The sequence below is a fragment of the Aurantimonas marina genome, from assembly GCF_017183135.1.
Lineage (GTDB): Bacteria > Pseudomonadota > Alphaproteobacteria > Rhizobiales > Rhizobiaceae > Aurantimonas > Aurantimonas marina.
Map to the genome: position 1 here is coordinate 1 of NZ_JADDXW010000024.1, position 21,045 is coordinate 21,045.

Genomic DNA, 21,045 nt, shown 5'->3' on the forward strand with positions numbered 1-21,045 from the left:
GCGCCCTGCCCTCGTCGAGAGCAAAGGCAACCTGCCGCAACTCGAACTTGCCGACCAGTTCCGACCATTCGCGATCCGAGCGGGTTTCGAGATCAGCGCCAGCGTCACGGCGTTCCTGATCCTCGGCGACGAGTGCCGCGCGATAGCGGGTCTCGTTGGTCCGATATTCGTTGTCGAGGTCCGTCATCTGACGGGTTTCGTCTTCGCTCGGCGCATCCTTGCCGACGAGAGCCGAAAGGTTCTGGCGGATTTCGCTTTGCCGCCGGGCGATCTTCACTGAGTCCAGCATCGTTTTCTCCTGATGTCCGGGGTTGCGTCATCCGCCACCAGACTGGTGACGGCGTTCGACCACGCCCTGCGTTCGGGCGATGGTTCGGGGTGCCCGCATTCGATGCGGGTTTTCTTCGTGTGGCAGGGGCTGCAGCGGGTCGCGAGATTGCCGGGATCGAAGGACAGATCAGGCCGGTCGCGAACGGGCTTCACATGATCGATTTCGAGCCGGCCGCGACGGGTGCCGCAGTCGACGCAAGCCCAGCCGTCACGCTCCAGAATGACCTGCCGGAGCACCTGCCAGCGGCGGGTTTTCAGGACCGGCCGGGAATGTCGGCGATATTCGTCTCTCAGAGCCATGCCACCCTCGCCTTTCGCGTGGGCGCGGCCTTGCGGCGCATTCCCTCGGCGACTGCCAGCACGGTCGCTGCAGCCGCGTCTATGCGGCCCAGCGAGCGGGCTTTCGCCAGCTTGTGATTGCCGGCCGGGTCGACGAGCGTGATCGCGTCCGCGAATGCCGAGCGCAGCAACAGCGACGGCGCGACTTTCATCTCGCCATCGAACAGAGCGCGCCGGAACCGTTCGATGTCTTCCGAGCCGTCGCGCCAGCCAAAGCCGCGCTGAATGAACGGCACGCGGGACAGGCCGGCTTTGTCGATCGCCTCGCAAAACTCCGCGAACCGGAACCGATCGCCGACGATGCACGCGACTTCCGAGCCGTCGAGGTGGCGAACAATCAGCGCCAGCCATGGGCCGGGCGGCACGGTGGCCTCGCCGAGCACCGACAACTCGCCGCGTTCCTGCATCTCGACATAGCGCCCAGACACGCCGTCGGACGCGCCGCGATCGGCCAGCGACGGAACAGCCGGGAAACTGCCGACTGCCTCCAGACGCCCCGTGTCGGGCCAGAAGAACGATGCCGCCGACATCGATCGGGAGCCGCCGAGATCGACGCCGAGAATACAGGGACCGGAACGGGCCGGGAGATCATCAGCCGCGACTTCCGCCGACATCCATTCGTCGATCGTGACGAGCATCGAACGGTCTTCCGTCGACACCCGTTCGTTGCGGTTGAGGTTGCGGAAGGAAGACAGCGCCGAGCCGCCGCGAGCGATGGCGCGCCGTGCCTGCCCTACCAGCCATTCAGGCGATGCGCCGATGCCATCGACGGCGCCGGGATTGGCGGCCAGAAGGCTTTCGAGATCGTCGGCCGGGAGACCGGGCGGGGGCCGATGCTCTTGCACGTAGCAATTCGGCGGCGGTTCATCGAGCCATCGGGAAAAGGTGTTCGCGTCATCGGGTGCCGATGTCGAGATGATGAGCGCCCGCCCGCCCCGCTTGCCGAGACCGGACAGGATGGCGTTTTCGAGATTGTCGCCCTTCTCCCGTTCCCATGCCGCGCGTTCGTCCATGATTGCCAGCGTCGGCGCGCCGCCAAGGATCGACTTCCCATCGGCCGGCACGACACGGATCAGACCGCCGCCGTTCGCCTGATATTCGACCTCTAGGCGATAGCCGAACCGGACTGCGAACAGCTCTTGCTCGGCTTCCGGCAATCCCTGCACGAAGCCGACGACGAACTGAAAGGCGGTGCGGGCCTGATCCCTGTTGCGGGCGGCAAGGATGATCTCGCGCTTTGGCTGCGCATCCCAGACGCCCATGACGCTGCCGAGCGCAATTCCCGAAGCCAGCGCCGTTTTCGCGTTTCCACGGCCGATGGATAAGACGCCGACCATGACGTCATCAGCGAGCGAGCCCCGAACAAACTTCTTCTGATATTCGGCGAGGACAAGAGGATGCCCGGCACGCGGTCCTTCCGGGACGTTCAGCGTCTCCAGAAAGCCGATTGCAGCGTCCGCGATCCCGTGGGTGAGAAAAGAACAGTCCGACCGCCGGTCCCCCGCCTTCGAGGTTTTCCGGGCATTGGGACCAGATTTGCGCGGCCTACTCATAGCGCCGCCGTCGCAGTGATTTCGAGGAAGCGGTCGCGTCCGTCGCGGGTCTGCTTGATGCCGTTGACGTTCCAGATATTGTCGTCATGGCTCAGGCGGTCGACAGGCGTCACTGTGCTCGCCGCTCCGACATCGCGGATGATGAAGCGGCTTCTGAGTTCCGCGCCAATCTGCCCCGCTGCGAACCTCTCGGCATCGGACACGTCATGACGCTTCGCCGAGACCGTCGCGAGCGGTTCCCAGCTTTGCACGATCTCGTTAAAGGCGTTGCGCGTCTCGGTGAAGCGTTCGATGGCGATGCGGCGATCAAGGTCGCTTGCGTTCATCATGCTCGCACCTGCCGATGACGAGCGCAGATGCGGGCAGCGGCAATGCTCAGACCCTGCTGGCCCTCGCTTGCCCCACGTAGATCGTACATCCTCGCCGCGTGGTCGATGACGGCAAGCTGCAGATCAGCCGGGATGTCAGCCGGCGTGTCGCCATAGCCGGCCTCATAGGTGATCGCGGCCATGCCGGTGATGTCGTCGGGGAATGTCAGGACCGGATAGCGGCCTGCCGTCACTGCACCGATGATCGGCTCGCCGTCGATGGTGACGACCGCATCCGTGGCCAGTGGCCCGACAGGCAAAAGGACCGGATTGCCGGCCTCGATTTCGAGAACGATCGTCTGCCTGAGCAGCGCGAGATCACAATAGGCTTCGATCTCGTTGGCGGCGGTGCGCCCCATCAACTCTAGGGCAGCATCCTCGTCATCCGCGTCGATGCGCGCGTGAAGTTTAAGCGCGACGAGATCAAAGGCGTCTGTTGCTGCAGCCGGAATGCGCACGTGGGCCAAGGCCGTTCTCCAATGATGTTATGTTATTACATCACGGTTCGGCTTTGCGCAAGAGTCGGCCCGGCTAGCCTATCTCTGATTGGTGTAATTCGCCCCGCATCAGCTTTGACAAGAGCATGTCATAGTCGCCCGGAAAGGCCTCGTGGCGCTGCAGGATCGCCAGCCCGTCCGCTTCCGAACGAGGCCTCGGGATCAGATCGTCTCTCGTGCGTGCGTGCGTATAGGGTAGTGCCTCTTCTTCATGAGCCGGAGCCCTATGGTTATGGTTATGGTTGCCATTGGCCCAGCTATTAACCGGGCCAATGGTTGGGCTATCGGCTGCCTTCTGCCAACGCTTCTGAGCGCCCTTCTTGCCTTTCCGCACATTTGTCAGATGCGCGGCCTCGACCTCGTTGCGGCGCTTGGCCAGCCGCTCCGGTGCCCAGTCAATCCCGAACAGTTCGGCCAGGGTGTCTTTCAGTTCGGCCCAACGTTCGGGTGTGACGCGGGCGATCCGAGCGAGACGCTGGTCGTCATCCGGCAGCGCGCCATGCTGCCAAAAGGCGAAGGTCAGAAGCTGATAGGCTCCAAACTCTTCGGCTGAGAGATGCGCCGTCTCGGCGAGCACGTCGCCGCAGCTTTGGGAGATGAACGGCAGCACAGTCATCGCGCCCCCGGTCACCGGCACGACTCGTTGACGCCGATCAGCCCATCATCGGAGAGCTGCCGCGTGGCTCGGCGCATCTCGCCTTCCGTGGCGCAGTGCTGCGTAGCCGGAAGCTGGCCGCGCCGGTTGACTGTGATCGTCCAGCCGGCAGCGGACGCGGTGATGATGTAGTGCGAGCGGGCGCCGACGATCTCCTTCATGTCGGCGGGACGCTCGAACGGCTTGCGGCCGCGCCGCAGATCGCGCGGGCCGCTCATATTCCCTGCCCTCCCGGAATGCGGGCTGAGATGTCGTGCTCGTCGCCGTCCAAGTCGGCTTCGTCGCCGTTCGGTTCGGAGTCGCCGCCGTCCTCTCGGTCGCCGTCATCGGCCTCCAGATCGTGCTGCAGACCGGCGGCAGTCCAGATGCCGGCAACTCCAAGGCTCGGTTCGTCGTCGGCGCCGTCTTCCTTGTCGCCGCTATCCTCTAGGTCAGGGTCGGGCTCGATCGCGTCGCGCACGGCCAGCAGCGCATCGATCGCGTCTTCGATAAGGTCGCGGAAGCTGAGGACCGTGCTCATGCCCCCACCTCGTCGCGCTCAGCAACACGCTGGGAGATCCATGCTTCTATTTCGGATGCAAGAAAGGCTTTTCGGACGCCCTCGCCTAGCTGAATCGGCTTTGGAAACTGCCCGTTCTTGGCCTTGTGCCAGATGCTCGTTCGCGAAAGGCTCGTGAGCTGGCAGGTTTCTTTGATGGATAGGAGTTTGTTCATTGCAACCACCTCGTTGGAGACAGTCGCATCCAGTAAACACGGGAACGATGCAGGGTAACGCCGAAAATGCCTGCTAATTTCGGCGGTAGGTGGGGCGTTCCATCAGTTCGCGCACGGCTTCCGGTTTAACGCCTTCCCAACTCTCTACCTCGATAGCCATCCTGATGGCCTCGTCCATCATCTCGGAACGGTGTCCGTAATCGTTTATGCCGCGTTCTGCGTTTAGCCGGCGCCACCGCTTATACAAGTGGCGCGCAGCAACTGTTGCGCCGTGGAGTGAGCGATTGCGCGGTCGTCCGCGCGTCACCCGCCTTGGCGCAAGCTTCGTGGCTTCGATGGCCTCAGCCAGAAACTCCCTGTCAGACTCCGTAATCGGCCTGTCCGATCGCAGCCATTCGATCAATGGGTCGGGATTGCGTTCGAACCCGGACCAGCGGATTACCGCCATATTGAACGAAGTCATCACACCCTCGAACGCCTTCGAGATCGATCTACTGATCGATTTTCGTCCACCCCTGAACTCCTCCAGCAACTCTATTCTGGTGTCGCGCCAGTCGGTCATGCGTGCGCCTCCGCTCTCATCGGCACGACGACGGCCTTCTGGCCGCTTGTGATGGCCTCCAGATGCTCCGCCCACATATCAAGGGCACGGCGCCGTTCCGGCTCGTATCGCGCCCGGTTGTAGACGCCGGCCACGCCCGCACGGAAACCGCTGATGTGATTGAGCACGGCCTCGACGACGTGCGGCAGAATGCCGATGTCGGCCATCATGGTCGCCGCCGTCCGGCGGATGTCATGCGGCGTCCATCGCTCGTCGAGGATTTGCAGCTTGAGCTTTGCCGCCTTGGCGATGGCATTGCTTTCGATCGGCTCGCCGGTGCGCGTGAACAGCGCCGCATCCCGCTCATCGTCGGCGCGGTCCATAGCCCTTTCCACGATGGCAAGAGCGGCCGGCGACAGATAGACGATGTGCGTCAGCCCGTTCTTCGTCCGCTCGCCGGGGATTGTCCACGTCGCTGCGTCGGGATCCACCTCGCCACGACGCATCCCGCAGACCTCGCCGCTGCGCTGGCCTGTCAGGAACAGCAACCGGAACACGTCCGCCGTCGCCGGGTTTAGTGCGGCATCAGGAAGGGCTTGCCAGATGGCGCGGACTTCGGCGGCAGACAGCACGCGGTCCCGCTTCACCGGCTTCGCGCGCGGCCGAATGCCGACAGCCGGCGAGACTTCGAGATAGTCCTCGTCGACAGCCCAGCCGAACATTTTCCGCACGACGGCGAGGATATGGGTCGACTGCGTGAGCGCGCCGGTTTCGGCCTTCGCATCGATGATGTCGAGGATGTTGCGCCGCTTCACAGCGACGGCTTTGGTGCGGCCGATGACGGGCAGCACGTCTACCCGCAGCACTCGCTCGTCTTCACGCCAGCTTTTCTTGTTCCGCTTGGCGTACCGCTCGACATAAAGCTCTGACAGATCCGCCACGGTCATCGCGTCCCGGCGAGCGCGTTTGTCGCCAGCCGGATCGTGCCCATCGGAAATAGCCGCCACGGCGTCCAGCGCCTTCCTACGCGCCTTCTCCAGCGACAGTGCAGGAAACTTGCCGAGAGTGACGCGGCGCTTCTCGCCGTCCCCCTCGCGAGTGTAGACGACGGTCCAGGCTTTTACCCCGGTCGGCGAGACGCGGAGCACAAGCCCCTTCATCAGGTCATCCCAGAAGTCGGTGCGGGTCTCGACCTTCACCGTCTCAATGAAGCGGGTCGTCAGGGTCTTGCGTGGCATCTCGACCTACCGATCTTTTTTCGGTTACAGCGGCCGGGGTTCCGTGGGGGTTCCAGATATACGAAACTCGCCGGAACAGCGGCGAACAACGTAGAACACGCAATGCCTTGTTCTGCAAGGGTTCTACGGCTCTTTTTCTGTTCAAGCTGGTTCGGCTTTGTTCGGCTTCACGCCACTTTTAATCTGTAGGTCCAGGGTTCGAATCCCTGCGCGCTCACCAATTTTCCTTTGTCCGACCCGGAGACATGGATAACAACCGCGTGCGGCACGGGGTGTGTCAATGGTTTGCAATCTTCTCTGTTCCAGAATCGATGGATCCCGGATGGGAGTGCTGGAACCAGACGGTCGAATGCGATCGTCGCCGCCTTGACGCCGCAGCGATACTGCGTGTGATCGAAGGTTCGCCTCTGCTTTCCCGCAGGAGTTTGGCGTCTGCGGCAGTGGACAGCATTGCTTGTCCAAGTAATTCTGCGACCGATCACCTTTGATGTCGAAATTTCCTTGCGGCCGCGTGCTTTAGATTAACCACGTCGCGATAATTCAGTGGATTGCTCCGTGAGCCGTTGCCTATTTAGGTCGATGAGATCGGAGTTCCAAAATGGCCAAAGACACTACCGACAATTCATCGAACGATATCGCCGACACGCTTGAAAGAGAGTTGAGCGACGAATTCGGGAAGGCTGTATCACAGTTACCCGGGAATTCTTCAGTCAGCGCCAATCCGAAAGAGGCGACGCCGGCGGGGCTGCCGCGTCGAATTGAAGGCGGATTTCTTGGCTTGCGGGACAATCTCGACGAGCGGGCGCGCGAGTGGCGGAACATGTCCCGCGCCATCGCGCAGCAGCGTCCCCTGTTGGAAACGCTGGAAGCGGAACGCGGTGCGCTGCTCGAGACACTGGCCACGGCGGCCGAGGAAGTCCTTGCCGACGGCAAGGCGCTTGCGCTGCTCATGGAGAGCACCAAGAACGGTGACGTTTCAGGGAACCTCGCCGAGCGTTTCGATGCAAGCCTCGACACACTGGAACAGTTGGCCGGGGTCTCCTCCGCGCTAACCGACAATCTGTTGTCCCTACGATCGAGTTGGGAGCAATATTTCAGTTTGGTTCTCAAGGGCCAGGAGATGCGGGAAGGGCGTCGGCCCGAGTGATTGCGCGCAGTTGGTCGCCGTGGCCGTCGAAGCCGATATATTTACCCGTCACCACGCCGGCATTGAGCAAGGCGGCGTCTTATAGCGGAAAACCGATTCAGATTGCGCGATTGCAGAAATTCCGTTAGGGAAGAAGCTCTTCTCAGGGTGGGCACAACCTCGTTGGGAAGGTAGGCGGTGTAGCGGCTCCCAACCGCCACACCGCCTCGCGCATCCTCCTCATTTGTGCATGGCTCTCTGGAGCTTCGACGCGTGGCACGATGCCCGCCTTCATCGCTTCAATCCTGTCGACGAGGATGCGGCGCGAGCGTCCTTGTCCAAACGCCCTTCGATTTCCATTTTAATCCCATGACAAAAGAAATTCTTGAATCGCACGTTCGCGGCACGATGCAGGCAGCGATCGATAACGTGATGGAATCCGCGGCAGCGCTGACCGACGCACTGAACGCCGTGGCCGACCTCGGTGTCCGGGTGGAACTCGAGATCGTCCCGCTGGCCTGCACCAGCCATCGCAAGGTCGTTGCCCATGTCGCCCCTGTGGACGAAGGCCGGCGGCCCGAGGATCTGAATTCGGCGAACGACGGCTGAAACCGGCGTCCGCACGGAAGACAGGCTAGGCGAGACGCACCATCACGCGGAGTGAGCCTCGGCGGTTTGCCGCCGTGGCGGTTCCGTTCGACCCTTTTCGTGTGACGCGAAAGGAGCGCGCGATGGCGAGGCGGCTGATCATGCTAATGGCGACGGTGGCGCTGACCGGCATGGTTCTCGCGTCCCCTGCCCGCGCGGACGATGCGTCGGATGTACAGGCCGCGATTTCCGGCCAGCTCGAGGCCTTCCGGTCCGACGACGGCGCGGGAGCCTATTCCTATGCCGCGCCGAACATCAAGGCGATCTTTCCCTCGCCGCAAATCTTCATGGGCATGGTCCGGTCGGGTTACGATCCGGTCTAACGGTCCAGCAACGCCGTCTCGGTGCGCTGAGGGCCGAGGGAGCGGGTTTCCGACAGGAGGTCTATCTCACCTGACCTGCCACTGAGTTTTTCTTCCACCTGGAGTTAGAGTCCGGCCTCGATTGAAGGACGGACAGATGAAGCGGAAGCGGTTCACGGAAGAACAGATCATCACGGTGCTCCGGGAGCACGAGGCGGGCGCAAGGGCGACGATCTCGCCGCCTGAAAGGATCAGGTGAGCGACGAAATGTCGCCGTGCGCCCAATCGGCCTCGGTCGCGGCGGCGAAGTCGGTAAAGCGCCCTCCTTCGATCGAGTCGCGAATGCCGGCCATCAGCGACTGGTAGTAGGCAAGGTTGTTCCAGGTCAGAAGCATCGAGGCGAGCGCTTCGTTCGAGCGCACCAGATGGTGCAGATAGGCGCGCGAATAGTCGCGCGAGGCCGGGCAGTCCGAGGCCTCGTCGAGCGGGCGCGGGTCCTCAGCGTGGCGGGCGTTCTTGAGGTTCACCTTGCCGAAGCGGGTAAAGGCGAGCCCATGCCGGCCCGAGCGCGTCGGCATGACGCAGTCGAACATGTCGATCCCGCGCGCCACCGACCGCAAGATGTCGTCCGGCGTACCGACGCCCATCAGATAGCGGGGCTTGTCCGCCGGCATGACGGGCAGCGTCTCGTCGAGCGTCTTCAACATCACCGCCTGCGGCTCGCCGACCGCGAGACCGCCGACGGCGTAGCCCTTCAGATCCATCGCCGCCAGCCGCTCGGCCGAGCGAATGCGCAGATCGATGGCGTCGCCACCTTGCACGATGCCGAACATCGCCTTGCCAGGCTGGTCGCCGAAGGCGATGGCGCAGCGTTCGGCCCAGCGCAGCGACAGCTCCATCGCCCGTTTGATCTCGGCCCGCTCCGCCGGCAGCCGAATGCACTCGTCGAGCTGCATCTGGATGTCGCTGCCGAGTAGCCCCTGGATCTCGATCGCCCGCTCGGGCGTCAGCGCGTGTTCGGAGCCGTCGACATGGGAGCGGAAACGCACACCAGTTTCGTCGAGCTTGCGCAGTTTTGCCAGCGACATCACCTGGAAGCCACCGGAATCGGTCAGGATCGGATGCGGCCAGCGGGCGAATTCATGCAGGCCGCCGAGCCGGGCGACGCGCTCGGCACCGGGCCGCAGCATCAGGTGATAGACATTGCCGAGGATGATGTCGGAGCCGAGCTCGCGCACCTGGTCCAGATACATCGCCTTGACCGTGCCGGCGGTTCCGACCGGCATGAAGGCCGGTGTGCGCACGGTGCCGCGCGGCATGGTGATTTCGCCGCGCCGCGCCTTGCCACAGGTCGCGAGCAGCCGGAACTGAAAGGAACCGCTCATGCCGGCACCCGATCGAGCAGGCAGGCATCGCCATAGGAATAGAAGCGGTAGCCCGATTTGATGGCGTGGGCATAGGCCGCCTTCATGGTCTCGAAGCCCGAAAAGGCCGAGACCAGCATGAACAGGGTCGAGCGCGGCAGGTGGAAGTTGGTCATCAGTCTGTCGACAGCCTTGAAGCGATAGCCGGGGGTGATGAAGATGTCGGTGGAGCCGGCGAAGGGCTCGATGATCCCATCGTCGCGCGCCGCGCTTTCCAGAAGCCGCAGCGAGGTGGTGCCGACAGCGACCAGGCGTCGGCCGGCCTGGCGCGCGGCGTTCAGCCGCTCCGCCGTCGCCGCGTCGATCCGGCCGATCTCGGCGTGCATCCGATGCTCTTCCGTATCGTCCGCCTTGACCGGCAGAAACGTCCCCGCCCCGACATGCAGGGTCAGATATTCGGTTCCAATGCCGCGTTTCGATAGTTGGTCGAGCAATTCGGGGGTGAAATGCAGGCCGGCGGTGGGCGCGGCGACGGCTCCATCCTCCCGGGCGTAGATCGTCTGGTAGTCGGCCCGGTCGCGCGCGTCGTCTGGCCGCTTCGAGGCGATGTAGGGCGGCAGGGGGATGTGCCCGACCGCGGCGATCGCCTGGTCGAGCGCCGGGCCCGAGAGTGCGAAGCGCAGGCTTGCCTCACCGTCCTCGCCGCGTTCCTCGACGACCGCATCGAGCGTGCCGGCAAGGCCATCGCGTTCGTCATGGCCGAAGGCAATGCGGTCGCCGACCCGCACCCGCTTTGCCGGACGCAAAAAGGCACGCCAGCGATCCGGCGCGACGCGCATGTGCAGCGTCGCGGAAATGTGCGCCCTGCCCTCGCCGTCCCGCGCATCAGGCCGCTGGCGGACGCCTTCGAGCTGCGCCGGGATGACGCGGGTGTCGTTGAAGACGAGAACGTCGCCCGGTTCGAGCAGCGACGGCAGATCACCGACGTGACGGTCGCCGAGCGTGCCATCTTTGCCGACGGCGAGCAAGCGCGCGCTTTCCCGGGGGGACGCGGGCCGCAAGGCGATACGGTCTTCCGGGAGGTCGAAGTCGAACTGATCGACACGCATACTGGGTCAGCCGGGTCTGTGAAACACGATGACGGCGGATCACAGACCCGCCGTCCTCAACGAGATGAATTGACTACGCGAGCGGAGCAAGCGCGGAAAACCAGTTCCCGCTCTTCCTCTGTTAGCGCTAGAGGTCGGACGCCACGCGCATCGTCGTGATGGAATCTGGATCGCTCACTGGCTCGCCGCGCTTGATCTGATCGATATTGTCCATGCCCTCGATGACCTCGCCCCATACGCTGTACTGGCGATCGAGCCAGGGAGCCCGGTCGAAGCAAATGTAGAACTGGGAGTTCGCCGAATTCGGGTTGGCGGTGCGGGCAGCAGAGACCGTGCCGCGCTTGTGCGGCTCGGCCGTGAACTCGGCCTTCAGGTCGGGCTTGTCGGAACCGCCGGCCCCGGTCCCCGTCGGATCGCCGGTCTGGGCCATGAAGCCGTCGATGACGCGATGGAAAACGACGCCGTCGTAAAAGCCCTCGCGCGCCAGTTCCTTGACGCGTGTCACATGGGCGGGCGCAAGGTCGGGCCGCAGTTTGATGACCACGCGGCCCTTCGTCGTCTCGAGTACCAGGGTATCGTCGGGGTTTTCGTACGCCATCTTGCTCTCCTTGCTTGCCATGTCTCAAAAACGGGAACGGCCCGGATCGAGCCCGGACCGCGTCGATGGAGCCTCTTTGAGCGGATTCGCTCCAAGGCACAAGGTTTGCCGCCGTCACTTCACGGCGGCGTTAAGATTACTTGCCGTCGGCGGCAACGCCGACCTTGATCATCTTGTCGGGGTCCTGCACCGTGCCGTTCTGGGCCGGGTCGCCCTTCTTGACGGCGTCGACATTCTCCATGCCCGAAACGACATCGCCGACGATCGTGTACTGGCCATCGAGGAAATCGCCATCTGCGAGCATGATGAAGAACTGCGAATTCGCCGAATTGGGGTCCTGCGAGCGGGCCATGCCGACAGTGCCCCTGTCGAAGGTCTCGTCGGAAAACTCGGCCTTGAGGTCCGGCTTGTCGGAGCCGCCCATGCCCGTGCCGTCAGGGTCGCCCGTCTGGGCCATGAAGCCGTCGATGACCCGGTGGAAGACGACGCCGTCGTAGAAGCCCTCGCGCGCCAGTTCCTTGAGTCGCTCGACGTGCTCGGGCGCGAGATCGGGGCGGAGTCCGATTTCGATGTCGCCGGTCTTGGTGGTGATGACCAGGGTGTTTTCGGGATCTGACTGCTGCGCTGACGCGAGACCCGTAAAGGAAGCGGCGGCGATCGATACGGCAAGGCCGAGTGTAGCGAAAAACTTCATGCGAGATTGTTCCCAGATTGTGGCGCCCGCGGTTCGCGTCAGGCGACTTTTCCTCGTATCGCTTCCGCGACGTTTCCGGGCACGAACGGCGTGACGTCCCCGCCCATGAGGGCGATTTGACGGACCAATGTGGCGGTTATGGGCCTTGTCGCCGGCGAGGCCGGAAAGAAAATCGTCGCAATCTCCGGCCGCATGACGCCGTTCATCCCGGCCATCTGCATCTCGTAATCGAGATCGGTTCCGTCGCGCAGGCCGCGGACCAGCGCCACCGCGTCGGCTTCACGCGCGGCATCGACCACGAGACCATCGAAGGCGACAACGCGGATCGCGCCGGTCTGTTCGGCGATGGCGCCCGTGTCGGCGCATTCGGCGATCAGCCGGGCGCGTTCGTCGAAGCTGAACATCGGCTGCTTGCCGGGATGGACGCCGATGCCGATGACGACCTCGTCGAAAATCGCCACTGCCTGACGCAGAATGTCGAGGTGACCGTTGGTGATGGGGTCGAAGGATCCAGGATAAAACGCGCGTTTCATGGCCTCGATTACCCTGTCCTTGCCAAAGAGACAATTTGCGAGCCGCCTGCCAGAGGCCCCATGCGGATGAATGGTTTGTGAACCACTTGCTGTGCCGTCGTTCAAGTCGCGACGTCTATATGGAACAAAATCGCCGCTACGGGGTTTTTAGAACGAACAATGGAGTACTGACATGCTGGTTTTCGCGCTTGCCCTCGCCATGGTCGTGACCCTGCTTTCCGCCACGGCCATCACGCTTCATAGCGAAGCGCAGAATGTGCGCGTCAAGGCGACTGCGCGCCGCACCCGGTTCATGCAATAGGCGCCGCCCGCCGCCCCGCCAATCGAGCAGCACACGCGTCTGCTCACCCCGAATACGAATCAGATGTGAAAGCCGTGGGGAATTGCTCCCGACGGCTTTTTTTTGGCGATATTATACTTGACACACCAGACGGTCAGGCGCATCGTCGCTAAGCTGTATATATTGTAACAAGAGGGTATGATTCGCGAGAGGAACTCGGCATGGCTTCCAATGAAATCAGTAAGTTACCCAGAAAAACGGGGGCTAAGGAACTCGCCCCCAATCAGGGAGAACTGAACCTTTTGGTCGACCGCCAAGTCGAGGTTGATGGCATTGGAATGGGCGTTCTCAAGGACGGGACAGCGTTCCTGACAGGCCGTGGGCTTGCTCGTCTTGTCGGGACCGAAAACCTCCACATCCGAACAATCAGTCAGGAATGGAACGAAGACCCTTTGAAGCCTCGCGTTGCGGGGATCAAGGCGATTTTGCAGAAGCGGGGAATTAATGTTCCGTCCGCGCATATTGAGACTGCTTATGGCTCTCAGGCGATCCATGCATATCCGGATTATGTCTGCCTCGCTGTCCTAGAATTTTACGCCTTTGACGCGCCGAACTTGCGTGAAACCGCAAGGGACAACTACCGGCTATTAGCCGGCAAAGCCCTACAGGATCTGATTTATAGCCAAGTTGGATATGACCCCTCCGGTTCAAACGTCCACAAATTCGAGAAGTGGCATGAACGCCTAGCGTTAAATTATCAATCGGCACCCAGGGGGTATTTCCACGTCTTCAATGAAGCGCACACGATCTTTTACGAACTTATCCAGGCGGGCGCGGATATAAACGAGAAGTTCGTGGTAGATATTTCAATAGGCTCACATTGGGGTCGATATTGGTCTGACAACAATCTCGATGTCGTGCACGGGCCGCGGATAAAATACCCTCACCGATACCCAGACAGCCACCCCCAGTCGCAGGCAAACCCGCACGAATCATGGTGCTACCCTTTGGCAGCGCTTGGCGATTATCGTGAGTGGATGCAATCCACCTATATCGAAGGCGGGAGGTTCAAGACCTACCTTGATGGCAAGGTGAAGCGGCTTGAAATGCCGCCATCGGTAGCCCAGCTCGCGGTCGAAGTTTTGGACCCCAAACGCATTGAGGCTAACTAGTCGTTATTTTCGACACTCGGTGGCGGCTTGCCGTGGCCTTTCGACGGCGGCGCCTTCGCGATACGCTTTAGCGTTGCATCGAATCGCGCTTCGTCGTCATCTGTTTCAAGCTCGCGAGCCGCCTCGCGGAATTTGTCGATTTGGGGTTTCTCTTGCCGTTTTCCGGTCATCAGCTAACCTTCCTGTATGACACATACATACTTAGCCTATATCGACGAGTCTGGCGACGACGGCCTAACCGCCCCATTTCGTGAAATCGGGGCGCGCGGCGGCTCTTCTAGGTGGCTGGTGATTTCAGCCTGTCTCTTCCGCAGCACGCACAATCTTGAGGCTGTACAGTGGCGGGATGAAATCGCGGCCCGAATGCCTGAACGAAAATCACGAACGCTTCATTTCGCCCGGTTAAATCACGGGCAAAAACTTGCGACTGTCCAGACTATCGCTCGAAAACCTCTTCGAGCTATCAGTGTCATTGCAGCCAAAGAGACGATACCAGAAGGCGTGTACACGGACCGGAACCAGCTATATTTCTATATGACGCGCTATCTTATTGAGCGCCTCTCATGGCTTTGCAGGGATCACCGCCCTCATGCGCCAGAGGGCGATGGTCGAGTGGCAATTACCTTTTCTAGGCGCGGCGGGATGCAATACGACGCGTTCCGGGACTACCTTCGGCGCCTAAAGGCTGATGCAACGGGAGATGTCCGAATCCATTGGCCAGTGATCGACATTGATGCCGTGAAAGCTGCCGACCACAGCACCAGCGCAAGTTTGCAGGTTGCGGACGCCATCGCTTCGGCTTTTGCCGCCGGATTTGAGCCGGACAAATACGGCAATTGCGAGCCGCGATATGCGGAAACGCTGAAACCTGTCACGTACAATCGCAACAGGAACTACCTCAGTTATGGCGTCAAGATCGTGCCCAAGTCAGACGATTGTGGACTAAATCCACAGCAGCAAAAGATGCTGGAAGTCTGGGAATGAGGCGGCAGCCCCCCGGCCCATAATTGCGCTTTCGCGCCTGCAATCTTTCGAGTGCTCTGGGTTGTTCCGGCGCATGGCTGCCTATTTCAAATATCGTCCCACCACTGAAAAAAGTCAAGCTGTTTCCGTAGCTTAGACCGAATCACATTAACTCGTTGTTTCGATTCAGTTAATCGAATCTCCCGCAGCGGCGTATGAATCAGTCCGCCGATAAGTGAGCCTTCGGCCCCTCACACCCACCAGCGCCCGATTCGCCCGGTCGCTATCGTCGCAGCCGAGCCTTACCCGATTGTTGTAGCGGAAATCGAATTCCGCCAGATAGCGGTGCAAGTGGCGCTTGCCGCAATGTTGGTAGACGCCCTTCATGCCGCGCTTGAAGATCGAGAAATAGCCCTCGATCGTGTTCGTGTGGATCGTCGCATCCTCAAGGCTCACGTATTCGCCGATGCCGTGACGGGTGAAGCCGTGGCCCTCAAAATGGGCACCGATGTTCCGATACTGGCCGGCCTCGTCTGTCATGATGCGCGCTTCCTTGGCTATGTTCTCGCGAAGGATCGGCGTCAGGGTTTCGGCCTTGAGGTTGTCGACCACCATGCTGCGAGCCTGACCGCTGGCACGATCGACCAGCGACAGCACCTTGTGCTTGTGGTGGTAGCCGCGACCCTTCTTGACGCCCTTGGGCTTCACCGAACGGTCATGTCCGATAAACGTCTCGTCGACTTCAACGATCGCGCCAGCGCCGCCCATCGGGGTAAACTCGCCTGAACGCATCGCCTCACGAATGCGGTGCGACAGGAACCACGCCGATTTGAGCGTGATTTCCAGAACGCGGTGAAGCTGGTTGGAACTGATGCCCTTTTTGCTGGACGTCATCAGGTGGATTGCCTGTAACCACTTGTGCAGCGGGATATGCGATGACTCAAAGATGGTGCCGACGCGAACCGTGAACTGCTTGCGGCATTCGGCGCACTTGCGCAGGCCGTGGCGGACCTTGCCCGTTTTGCCCGTCACGTCCTTGAGTTCATAGATCTTGCCGACGTTGCCGCAGTGAGGGCAATTCGGGCCTTCCGGCCACAACACGCTCTCGACATGGGTGAAGGCGGCGGCTTCATCGTGAAAGTAGGGACGGGACAGAACGGACATGGGTCTAACTCCTTGTCCCGTAACCTATGCCTTCAACGTGGGTGTGTCAAGTATAATATCGCCTTTTTTTTATGGTGTGCTTGCGCATCGAACGTGAGGGCGTCAGGACGTCTCGCCTTCCGTGCCGTCATCGCGCCCGATATCGTCGTCCGCCTGTAGCGCTTCCGTCTCGTCCGCCTCGTCGGCGCCTTGATCGGGAATCCGTTCCACCGAAACGACTCGCTCGCCCTCGGCCGTCCGGAAAATGGTGACGCCACGCGTCGCCCGGCCGGCGATACGGATGCCCTCGACCGGGACACGAATCAGTTGACCCCGGTCGGTGACGAGCAGGATCTGGTCGCCATCCTCGACAGGGAAGCCGGCGACAAGATTGCCGATCTCGCTCGCCTTCGACAGATCGGTGGCGCGGATTCCCTTGCCGCCGCGCCCGATGGTGCGGAAGTCGTAGGAGGAGGAGCGCTTGCCGTAGCCGAACTCGCTCAGCGTCAGCACGAATTCCTCGTTGGCGCCGAGGAAGCCATAGCGCTCCTGATCGATGGCGACATCCTCGACGCCTTCCTCCTCGACCACGGTCTCGGCGGCGGCTTCGCCCTCGACGGCTCGGCGCATCTTCAGATAGGAGGCGCGCTCGGCCGGGGTGGCATCGACGTGGCGCAGGATCGCCATCGAGATGACGGTGTCGCCCTTGGCGAGCGCGATACCGCGAACGCCGACCGAATTGCGGCCGGCGAAGACGCGCACGTCCGTCGTCGGGAAGCGAATGCATTGGCCGGAGGCCGCCGTCAGCAGCACGTCGTCGTCTTCGGAACAGGTGGCGACCGCCAGGATCTCATCGCCCTCCTCGTCCAGCTTCATCGCGATCTTGCCGTTGCGATTGACCTGCACGAAGTCGGACAGCTTGTTGCGGCGGACCGTGCCACGGGTCGTCGCGAACATCACGTTGAGTTCGGCGGCCGCCTCGGGATCGCTCGGCAACGGCAGGATCGAGGTGATCCGCTCGCCCTTTTCCAGCGGCAGCATGTTGATCAGCGCCTTGCCGCGAGACTGCGGGCTCGCCAGCGGCAGCCGCCAGACCTTTTCCTTGTAGACGATGCCGCGCGAGGAGAAGAACAAGACCGGCGTGTGAGTGTTGGCGACGAACAGCCGGGTGACGAAATCCTCGTCGTTCTTCAGCGACATGCCGGATCGGCCCTTGCCGCCGCGCCGCTGCGACCGATAGGTGGTCAGCGGAACGCGCTTGATATAGCCGCCATGGCTGACGGTGACGACCATGTCCTCGCGCGGAATCAGATCCTCGTCGTCCATGTCCGCCGCGCCTTCGGACAATTCCGTGCGGCGCGGCGTCGCGAACTCGTCGCGCACGGCAATGAGTTCGGCCTTGATGATCTCGCGGACCTTGGCCCGCGAGGAGAGTATTTCGAGATACTCCTTGATCTCCTCGCCGATCTTGTTGAGCTCGTCGCCGATCTCGTCCCGGCCGAGCGCCGTCAGGCGCTGGAGGCGCAGATCGAGTATCGCCCGCGCCTGTGCTTCCGACAGGCGATAGGTGCCGTCCTCGGCGATGCGGTGGCGCGGATCGTCGATCAGCCGGATCAGCGGCGCCACATCCTTGGCTTCCCATGCGCGGGCCATCAGCTGCTCGCGCGCCGTCGCCGGATCCGGCGCGGCGCGGATCAGCTTGATGATTTCATCGATATTGGCGACGGCAATGGCCAAGCCTACCAGGACATGCGCCCGCTCGCGCGCCTTGCGCAGCAGGAACTTGGTGCGCCGGTTCACCACTTCCTCGCGGAAGGCGATGAAGGCCGACAGCATGTCGATCAGCGTCAGCTGCTCCGGCTTGCCACCGTTCAGCGCGACCATATTGGCGCCGAAGGAGGTCTGGAGCGGCGTGAAGCGGTAGAGCTGGTTGAGAATGACGTCGGAGGACGCGTCGCGCTTCAGTTCGACCACCACGCGGTAGCCGTCGCGGTCGCTCTCGTCGCGGATGTCCGAAATACCCTCGATCCGCTTGTCGCGAACCAGATCGGCCATCTTCTCGATCATCGAGGCCTTGTTCACCTGATAGGGAACCTCGGTGATCACGATCGCCTCGCGGTCGCCGCGTATCGGCTCGACGTGCGCCTTGCCGCGCATCAGGATCGAGCCGCGGCCGGTGGAATAGGCGGACAGGATGCCGGCGCGGCCGAGAACGATCGCTCCGGTCGGGAAATCCGGACCGGGAATGAATTCCATCAATTCTTCCAGCGCGATCACCGGATTGTCGATCATCGCCACGCAGCCGTCGACGATCTCGCCAAGATTGTGCGGCGGAATGTTCGTCGCCATGCCGACGGCGATGCCGCCGGAGCCGTTGACGAGAAGATTCGGAAAACGCGCCGGAAGGACGACAGGTTCGCGCTCGCGGCCGTCGTAATTGTCCTGGAAGTCGACCGTTTCCTTGTCGATATCCTCGAGCAGCGCCTCAGACACCTTGTAGAGCCGGGTCTCGGTATAGCGCATGGCCGCCGGCGGATCGCCGTCGATCGAACCGAAATTGCCCTGCCCCTCGATGAGCGGCACGCGCAGCGACCAGTCCTGCGCCATTCGCACGAGCGCATCGTAGATCGAGGAATCGCCGTGCGGATGGTATTTACCCATCACCTCGCCGACGACACCGGCGGACTTGCGATAGGACTTGTTGAAGGTGAGGCCCATTCCGTGCATGGCGTAGAGAATGCGCCGATGCACCGGCTTCAGGCCGTCGCGCACATCCGGCAACGCGCGGCTGACAATCACGCTCATGGCGTAATCGAGATAGCTGCGCTGCATCTCCTCGATGATCGAAATGGAGTCGATACCGCTGGGACGTTCCGGCGGCGTCGTGTTGTCGTCGTCTTCGGCCAAAATCATGTCCCGATGGGCTGGAAATTCATCGCTTGGCTATAGCGCGAATGGCGCCTCAAGGGCAATTCCCGCGATTCTTGCGAGCGGCGAAATACACCAGTCGCTTCAATCGCTTGCGCGAGTGACAAAAGAAACCTCCAGCGACGTCCGACACATCCGCTGAAAACCGGCGCAAATTGGCGAGAATCAACCCGTCGGATCGTTCGCCCGATGGACGTGACGAACATCGCGGTTGACGACCGGTCAGCACCTGCTACCCAGAAGGCTGGATCACCGAACGGCTGAACATGTTCGATCTTCTTCTCAGCGGCTTTGTCACGCTCTTCGTCATCCTCGATCCGCTCGGGCTCGTGCCGCTGTTCCTGGCGGTAACGCCGGGCCTGGGGGCCGCCGAACGACGCCGCATCGCGCTCCGGGCCTGCATCATCGCCTTCGTGATCCTGACCCTGTTCGGGCTCGCCGGCCTGATGCTGCTCGAAGGTCTCGGCATCACACTCGGCGCCTTCCGCGTGGCCGGCGGTCTGTTCCTGTTCTGGATCGGCTTCGAACTGGTCTTCGAAAAGCGCAAGGAACGCCACGAGCGCAGCGCCAACCGCGCGGTAGACGATCCGGAGATGGCCGACGTCGCCGCCTTTCCCCTGGCGATCCCGTTGATGGCGGGACCGGGCGCGATCTCGGCGGTGATCCTCTTATCCGGGGCGGTTCCGAGCCTAGCCGGCCAGATCGGCCTCGTGGTCGTTGTCTTCACCGCCCTCGCGGTCACCTTCGGCTTCCTTGCGGTCGCCGATCACTTCGACCGCTGGCTCGGCGCCACGGGCCGCGCGGTGATTTCCCGGCTCCTCGGCGTTCTCCTGGCCGCATTGGCGGTGCAGTTCGTCGCGGATGGAATCACGGCTTTGGTTCAATCCAGCCAGAGCATCGCCACCGCCGGCTGACCGGTAAATCCGCGCGTCCACCGCCACTTCAGCGTCCGGGGATCGCCACGCTCTTGCCCGGTCCATCGCCGTGGATGCTGTCGTGACCGCGCACCACGACCTCGCGAACCCCCTCGGGAAGCGCGATCCCCGACTGGCTTCGGGTAAAAGGTTGTTCCTCCGTGTGAGGATGGAGCAGCGTCCGCGTCCCGTAGACCGTCCCGTCCGGTCCGACCACGTCCCAGCGGTCGGCATAATGGTCCCAGCCTTCGTCGGCGTGGCGAAGCGTCACGGCGAAGCCGAAGGCGCCGCCCCTTTCAGGCGTGACGCGGGTCGCTTCAACGGTCACTTCGCCGGCCGTCGCAACGCTGAACGACGCAACGGCGCCACCGACCAAACAGATGATGCCGAGCGCGCCACAAACTCGAATCGGCCCTCTCCCCTGCGTCAGAACGGGATTTCGTCGTCGAGATCGCGCGACGATCCGCCGCCGCCCTGGTCGTAACCGCCGCCGCCGCCTCTTCCGCCGCCACCGGAGCCGCCGCGCGAGCCGCCGCTCTGGTCATAACTGCCGCCGCCGCCACCTTCGCCACGACTGTCGAGCATCTGCAGTTCGCCGCGGAAGCGTTGCAGCACGACTTCCGTCGTATAGCGCTTCTGCCCCGACTGGTCTTCCCAACTGCGGGTCTGGAGCTGCCCCTCGATATAGACCTTCGCACCCTTCTTCAGATATTGCTCGGCGACCTTGACGAGGTTCTCGTTGAAGATGACGACGTTGTGCCATTCGGTCCGCTCGCGCCGCTCGCCCGACTGTTTATCACGCCAGCTTTCCGAGGTGGCGATCCGCAGATTGACCACCGCATCGCCGGAGTTCAGGCGGCGGATCTCCGGATCGGCTCCGAGATTTCCGACCAGGATCACCTTGTTCACGCTGCCTGCCATTATCGAACTCCATGCTTCAAAAACGGCGCGATCCTATCCGACCGCGCGAAGGGGGGAAAGGACGCAGGCGCACTCGTCCACCGTTGAAAACGCGCTTCGCCGGTTTCAATGATTT

27 protein-coding genes and 1 pseudogene are annotated in these 21,045 nt (G+C 62.3%); 7 read left to right on the forward strand and 21 right to left on the reverse strand.

Annotated elements, in window-relative coordinates; all coding sequences use genetic code 11:
• The 11 genes and pseudogenes from ING15_RS18055 to ING15_RS18105 form a co-directional block, all read right to left on the reverse strand.
• Positions 1 to 289 (reverse strand): annotated as a pseudogene (locus tag ING15_RS18055) (hypothetical protein); the annotation flags it as partial.
• On the reverse strand, positions 274 to 630 hold the full coding sequence (locus tag ING15_RS18060) for an HNH endonuclease (protein ID WP_206456244.1): 357 nt from the start codon (positions 628 to 630) through the stop codon (positions 274 to 276). The pseudogene ING15_RS18055 and the gene ING15_RS18060, both read right to left, overlap by 16 nt.
• Entirely contained in the window at positions 621 to 2,222 is a 1,602-nt protein-coding gene (locus ING15_RS18065; RefSeq protein WP_206456245.1) for a terminase large subunit domain-containing protein, read from the reverse strand. Before ING15_RS18065 ends, ING15_RS18060 begins: the two co-directional genes overlap by 10 nt.
• Positions 2,219 to 2,551 (reverse strand): phage head closure protein, encoded by a 333-nt coding sequence (locus ING15_RS18070; protein WP_206456246.1) that lies wholly within the window; start codon positions 2,549 to 2,551, stop codon positions 2,219 to 2,221. The genes ING15_RS18065 and ING15_RS18070 overlap by 4 nt, the downstream gene beginning before the upstream one ends.
• Positions 2,548 to 3,048, reverse strand: coding sequence for a phage head-tail connector protein (locus tag ING15_RS18075; protein WP_408628709.1), 501 nt, complete (start codon positions 3,046 to 3,048; stop codon positions 2,548 to 2,550). Before ING15_RS18075 ends, ING15_RS18070 begins: the two co-directional genes overlap by 4 nt.
• 73 nt (positions 3,049 to 3,121) lie before the next feature.
• Positions 3,122 to 3,718, reverse strand: a complete 597-nt coding sequence (locus tag ING15_RS18080; RefSeq protein WP_206456248.1) for a DUF1376 domain-containing protein — start codon at positions 3,716 to 3,718, stop codon at positions 3,122 to 3,124.
• Complete coding sequence (locus ING15_RS18085) at positions 3,715 to 3,960, reverse strand: hypothetical protein (protein ID WP_206456249.1); 246 nt, start codon at positions 3,958 to 3,960, stop codon at positions 3,715 to 3,717. Before ING15_RS18085 ends, ING15_RS18080 begins: the two co-directional genes overlap by 4 nt.
• Complete coding sequence (locus ING15_RS18090) at positions 3,957 to 4,262, reverse strand: hypothetical protein (RefSeq protein WP_206456250.1); 306 nt, start codon at positions 4,260 to 4,262, stop codon at positions 3,957 to 3,959. Before ING15_RS18090 ends, ING15_RS18085 begins: the two co-directional genes overlap by 4 nt.
• Positions 4,259 to 4,456, reverse strand: a complete 198-nt coding sequence (locus ING15_RS18095) for a helix-turn-helix transcriptional regulator (protein ID WP_206456251.1) — start codon at positions 4,454 to 4,456, stop codon at positions 4,259 to 4,261. The genes ING15_RS18090 and ING15_RS18095 overlap by 4 nt, the downstream gene beginning before the upstream one ends.
• Before the next feature lie 73 nt (positions 4,457 to 4,529).
• Positions 4,530 to 5,018, reverse strand: a complete 489-nt coding sequence (locus ING15_RS18100) for a hypothetical protein (protein ID WP_206456252.1) — start codon at positions 5,016 to 5,018, stop codon at positions 4,530 to 4,532.
• Entirely contained in the window at positions 5,015 to 6,235 is a 1,221-nt protein-coding gene (locus ING15_RS18105) for a tyrosine-type recombinase/integrase (protein ID WP_206456253.1), read from the reverse strand. Before ING15_RS18105 ends, ING15_RS18100 begins: the two co-directional genes overlap by 4 nt.
• Before the next feature lie 598 nt (positions 6,236 to 6,833).
• Here ING15_RS18105 and ING15_RS18110 point away from each other — a divergent pair.
• The 3 genes from ING15_RS18110 (at position 6,834) to ING15_RS18120 (ending at position 8,332) form a co-directional block, all read left to right on the forward strand.
• Positions 6,834 to 7,382: a hypothetical protein gene (locus ING15_RS18110; RefSeq protein WP_206456254.1), complete on the forward strand. Its 549-nt coding sequence runs from the start codon at positions 6,834 to 6,836 to the stop codon at positions 7,380 to 7,382.
• A gap of 411 nt (positions 7,383 to 7,793) precedes the next feature.
• Positions 7,794 to 7,970 carry a hypothetical protein gene (locus ING15_RS18115; RefSeq protein WP_206456255.1) on the forward strand — a complete coding sequence of 59 codons (177 nt, stop codon included), beginning with the start codon at positions 7,794 to 7,796 and terminating at the stop codon, positions 7,968 to 7,970.
• Positions 7,971 to 8,092: 122 nt separating this feature from the next.
• The gene (locus ING15_RS18120; protein ID WP_232845864.1) at positions 8,093 to 8,332 is read left to right on the forward strand and encodes a DUF4864 domain-containing protein; all 240 of its coding nucleotides are present in this window, start codon (positions 8,093 to 8,095) and stop codon (positions 8,330 to 8,332) included.
• A 230-nt stretch (positions 8,333 to 8,562) separates the two neighbouring features.
• Here the strand turns inward: ING15_RS18120 and tgt are convergent, their stop codons facing one another.
• The 5 genes from tgt to coaD form a co-directional block, all read right to left on the reverse strand.
• A complete protein-coding gene (gene tgt, locus ING15_RS18125) occupies positions 8,563 to 9,696 on the reverse strand; it encodes a tRNA guanosine(34) transglycosylase Tgt (RefSeq protein ID WP_206456256.1) in 1,134 nt (377 codons plus the stop codon).
• Positions 9,693 to 10,784 carry a tRNA preQ1(34) S-adenosylmethionine ribosyltransferase-isomerase QueA gene (gene queA, locus ING15_RS18130; RefSeq protein ID WP_206456257.1) on the reverse strand — a complete coding sequence of 364 codons (1,092 nt, stop codon included), beginning with the start codon at positions 10,782 to 10,784 and terminating at the stop codon, positions 9,693 to 9,695. The genes tgt and queA overlap by 4 nt, the downstream gene beginning before the upstream one ends.
• A 127-nt stretch (positions 10,785 to 10,911) precedes the next feature.
• Positions 10,912 to 11,382: a peptidylprolyl isomerase gene (locus ING15_RS18135; RefSeq protein ID WP_206456258.1), complete on the reverse strand. Its 471-nt coding sequence runs from the start codon at positions 11,380 to 11,382 to the stop codon at positions 10,912 to 10,914.
• Between the two features lie 136 nt (positions 11,383 to 11,518).
• Positions 11,519 to 12,076, reverse strand: a complete 558-nt coding sequence (locus ING15_RS18140) for a peptidylprolyl isomerase (protein WP_206456259.1) — start codon at positions 12,074 to 12,076, stop codon at positions 11,519 to 11,521.
• Between the two features lie 38 nt (positions 12,077 to 12,114).
• The gene (gene coaD / locus ING15_RS18145) at positions 12,115 to 12,609 is read right to left on the reverse strand and encodes a pantetheine-phosphate adenylyltransferase (RefSeq protein ID WP_206456260.1); all 495 of its coding nucleotides are present in this window, start codon (positions 12,607 to 12,609) and stop codon (positions 12,115 to 12,117) included.
• Positions 12,610 to 12,781: 172 nt separating this feature from the next.
• On the opposite strand from coaD, the gene ING15_RS19795 reads away from it, so the two are divergent.
• Together ING15_RS19795 and ING15_RS18150 are read left to right on the forward strand one after the other, a co-directional pair.
• On the forward strand, positions 12,782 to 12,910 hold the full coding sequence (locus ING15_RS19795; RefSeq protein ID WP_269812764.1) for a hypothetical protein: 129 nt from the start codon (positions 12,782 to 12,784) through the stop codon (positions 12,908 to 12,910).
• Between the two features lie 200 nt (positions 12,911 to 13,110).
• Positions 13,111 to 14,061 carry a hypothetical protein gene (locus ING15_RS18150; protein WP_206456261.1) on the forward strand — a complete coding sequence of 317 codons (951 nt, stop codon included), beginning with the start codon at positions 13,111 to 13,113 and terminating at the stop codon, positions 14,059 to 14,061.
• On the opposite strand, the gene ING15_RS18155 is transcribed toward ING15_RS18150, so the two are convergent.
• Positions 14,058 to 14,231 carry a hypothetical protein gene (locus ING15_RS18155; protein WP_206456262.1) on the reverse strand — a complete coding sequence of 58 codons (174 nt, stop codon included), beginning with the start codon at positions 14,229 to 14,231 and terminating at the stop codon, positions 14,058 to 14,060. The genes ING15_RS18150 and ING15_RS18155 overlap by 4 nt on opposite strands.
• A 16-nt stretch (positions 14,232 to 14,247) precedes the next feature.
• Between ING15_RS18155 and ING15_RS18160 the strand changes: the two genes are divergently transcribed.
• Complete coding sequence (locus tag ING15_RS18160) at positions 14,248 to 15,045, forward strand: DUF3800 domain-containing protein (RefSeq protein ID WP_206456263.1); 798 nt, start codon at positions 14,248 to 14,250, stop codon at positions 15,043 to 15,045.
• Positions 15,046 to 15,210: 165 nt separating this feature from the next.
• On the opposite strand, the gene ING15_RS18165 is transcribed toward ING15_RS18160, so the two are convergent.
• Positions 15,211 to 16,188: an IS1595 family transposase gene (locus ING15_RS18165; RefSeq protein WP_206456264.1), complete on the reverse strand. Its 978-nt coding sequence runs from the start codon at positions 16,186 to 16,188 to the stop codon at positions 15,211 to 15,213.
• A 102-nt stretch (positions 16,189 to 16,290) separates the two neighbouring features.
• Positions 16,291 to 19,074, reverse strand: coding sequence for a DNA gyrase subunit A (gyrA, locus tag ING15_RS18170; RefSeq protein WP_269812765.1), 2,784 nt, complete (start codon positions 19,072 to 19,074; stop codon positions 16,291 to 16,293).
• Between the two features lie 281 nt (positions 19,075 to 19,355).
• Between gyrA and ING15_RS18175 the strand changes: the two genes are divergently transcribed.
• Positions 19,356 to 20,009 carry a MarC family protein gene (locus ING15_RS18175; protein ID WP_206456271.1) on the forward strand — a complete coding sequence of 218 codons (654 nt, stop codon included), beginning with the start codon at positions 19,356 to 19,358 and terminating at the stop codon, positions 20,007 to 20,009.
• A 28-nt stretch (positions 20,010 to 20,037) separates the two neighbouring features.
• On the opposite strand, the gene ING15_RS18180 is transcribed toward ING15_RS18175, so the two are convergent.
• Complete coding sequence (locus ING15_RS18180; protein WP_206456266.1) at positions 20,038 to 20,337, reverse strand: hypothetical protein; 300 nt, start codon at positions 20,335 to 20,337, stop codon at positions 20,038 to 20,040.
• Positions 20,338 to 20,435: 98 nt separating this feature from the next.
• Positions 20,436 to 20,930 carry a single-stranded DNA-binding protein gene (gene ssb, locus ING15_RS18185; protein WP_210348944.1) on the reverse strand — a complete coding sequence of 165 codons (495 nt, stop codon included), beginning with the start codon at positions 20,928 to 20,930 and terminating at the stop codon, positions 20,436 to 20,438.
• Between the last annotated feature and the right edge of the window lie 115 nt (positions 20,931 to 21,045).

Bases quoted from the DNA above. Each gene is read 5' to 3' on its own strand.
- ING15_RS18060 (WP_206456244.1), bottom strand. From the start codon at position 630: ATGGCTCTGAGAGACGAATATCGCCGACATTCCCGGCCGGTCCTGAAA.
- ING15_RS18065 (WP_206456245.1), bottom strand. From the start codon at position 2,222: ATGAGTAGGCCGCGCAAATCTGGTCCCAATGCCCGGAAAACCTCGAAG.
- ING15_RS18070 (WP_206456246.1), bottom strand. From the start codon at position 2,551: ATGATGAACGCAAGCGACCTTGATCGCCGCATCGCCATCGAACGCTTC.
- ING15_RS18085 (WP_206456249.1), bottom strand. From the start codon at position 3,960: ATGAGCGGCCCGCGCGATCTGCGGCGCGGCCGCAAGCCGTTCGAGCGT.
- ING15_RS18090 (WP_206456250.1), bottom strand. From the start codon at position 4,262: ATGAGCACGGTCCTCAGCTTCCGCGACCTTATCGAAGACGCGATCGAT.
- ING15_RS18095 (WP_206456251.1), bottom strand. From the start codon at position 4,456: ATGAACAAACTCCTATCCATCAAAGAAACCTGCCAGCTCACGAGCCTT.
- ING15_RS18100 (WP_206456252.1), bottom strand. From the start codon at position 5,018: ATGACCGACTGGCGCGACACCAGAATAGAGTTGCTGGAGGAGTTCAGG.
- ING15_RS18105 (WP_206456253.1), bottom strand. From the start codon at position 6,235: ATGCCACGCAAGACCCTGACGACCCGCTTCATTGAGACGGTGAAGGTC.
- ING15_RS18110 (WP_206456254.1), top strand. From the start codon at position 6,834: ATGGCCAAAGACACTACCGACAATTCATCGAACGATATCGCCGACACG.
- ING15_RS18115 (WP_206456255.1), top strand. From the start codon at position 7,794: ATGGAATCCGCGGCAGCGCTGACCGACGCACTGAACGCCGTGGCCGAC.
- ING15_RS18120 (WP_232845864.1), top strand. From the start codon at position 8,093: ATGGCGAGGCGGCTGATCATGCTAATGGCGACGGTGGCGCTGACCGGC.
- tgt (WP_206456256.1), bottom strand. From the start codon at position 9,696: ATGAGCGGTTCCTTTCAGTTCCGGCTGCTCGCGACCTGTGGCAAGGCG.
- queA (WP_206456257.1), bottom strand. From the start codon at position 10,784: ATGCGTGTCGATCAGTTCGACTTCGACCTCCCGGAAGACCGTATCGCC.
- ING15_RS18135 (WP_206456258.1), bottom strand. From the start codon at position 11,382: ATGGCGTACGAAAACCCCGACGATACCCTGGTACTCGAGACGACGAAG.
- ING15_RS18140 (WP_206456259.1), bottom strand. From the start codon at position 12,076: ATGAAGTTTTTCGCTACACTCGGCCTTGCCGTATCGATCGCCGCCGCT.
- coaD (WP_206456260.1), bottom strand. From the start codon at position 12,609: ATGAAACGCGCGTTTTATCCTGGATCCTTCGACCCCATCACCAACGGT.
- ING15_RS19795 (WP_269812764.1), top strand. From the start codon at position 12,782: ATGCTGGTTTTCGCGCTTGCCCTCGCCATGGTCGTGACCCTGCTTTCC.
- ING15_RS18150 (WP_206456261.1), top strand. From the start codon at position 13,111: ATGGCTTCCAATGAAATCAGTAAGTTACCCAGAAAAACGGGGGCTAAG.
- ING15_RS18155 (WP_206456262.1), bottom strand. From the start codon at position 14,231: ATGACCGGAAAACGGCAAGAGAAACCCCAAATCGACAAATTCCGCGAG.
- ING15_RS18160 (WP_206456263.1), top strand. From the start codon at position 14,248: ATGACACATACATACTTAGCCTATATCGACGAGTCTGGCGACGACGGC.
- ING15_RS18165 (WP_206456264.1), bottom strand. From the start codon at position 16,188: ATGTCCGTTCTGTCCCGTCCCTACTTTCACGATGAAGCCGCCGCCTTC.
- ssb (WP_210348944.1), bottom strand. From the start codon at position 20,930: ATGGCAGGCAGCGTGAACAAGGTGATCCTGGTCGGAAATCTCGGAGCC.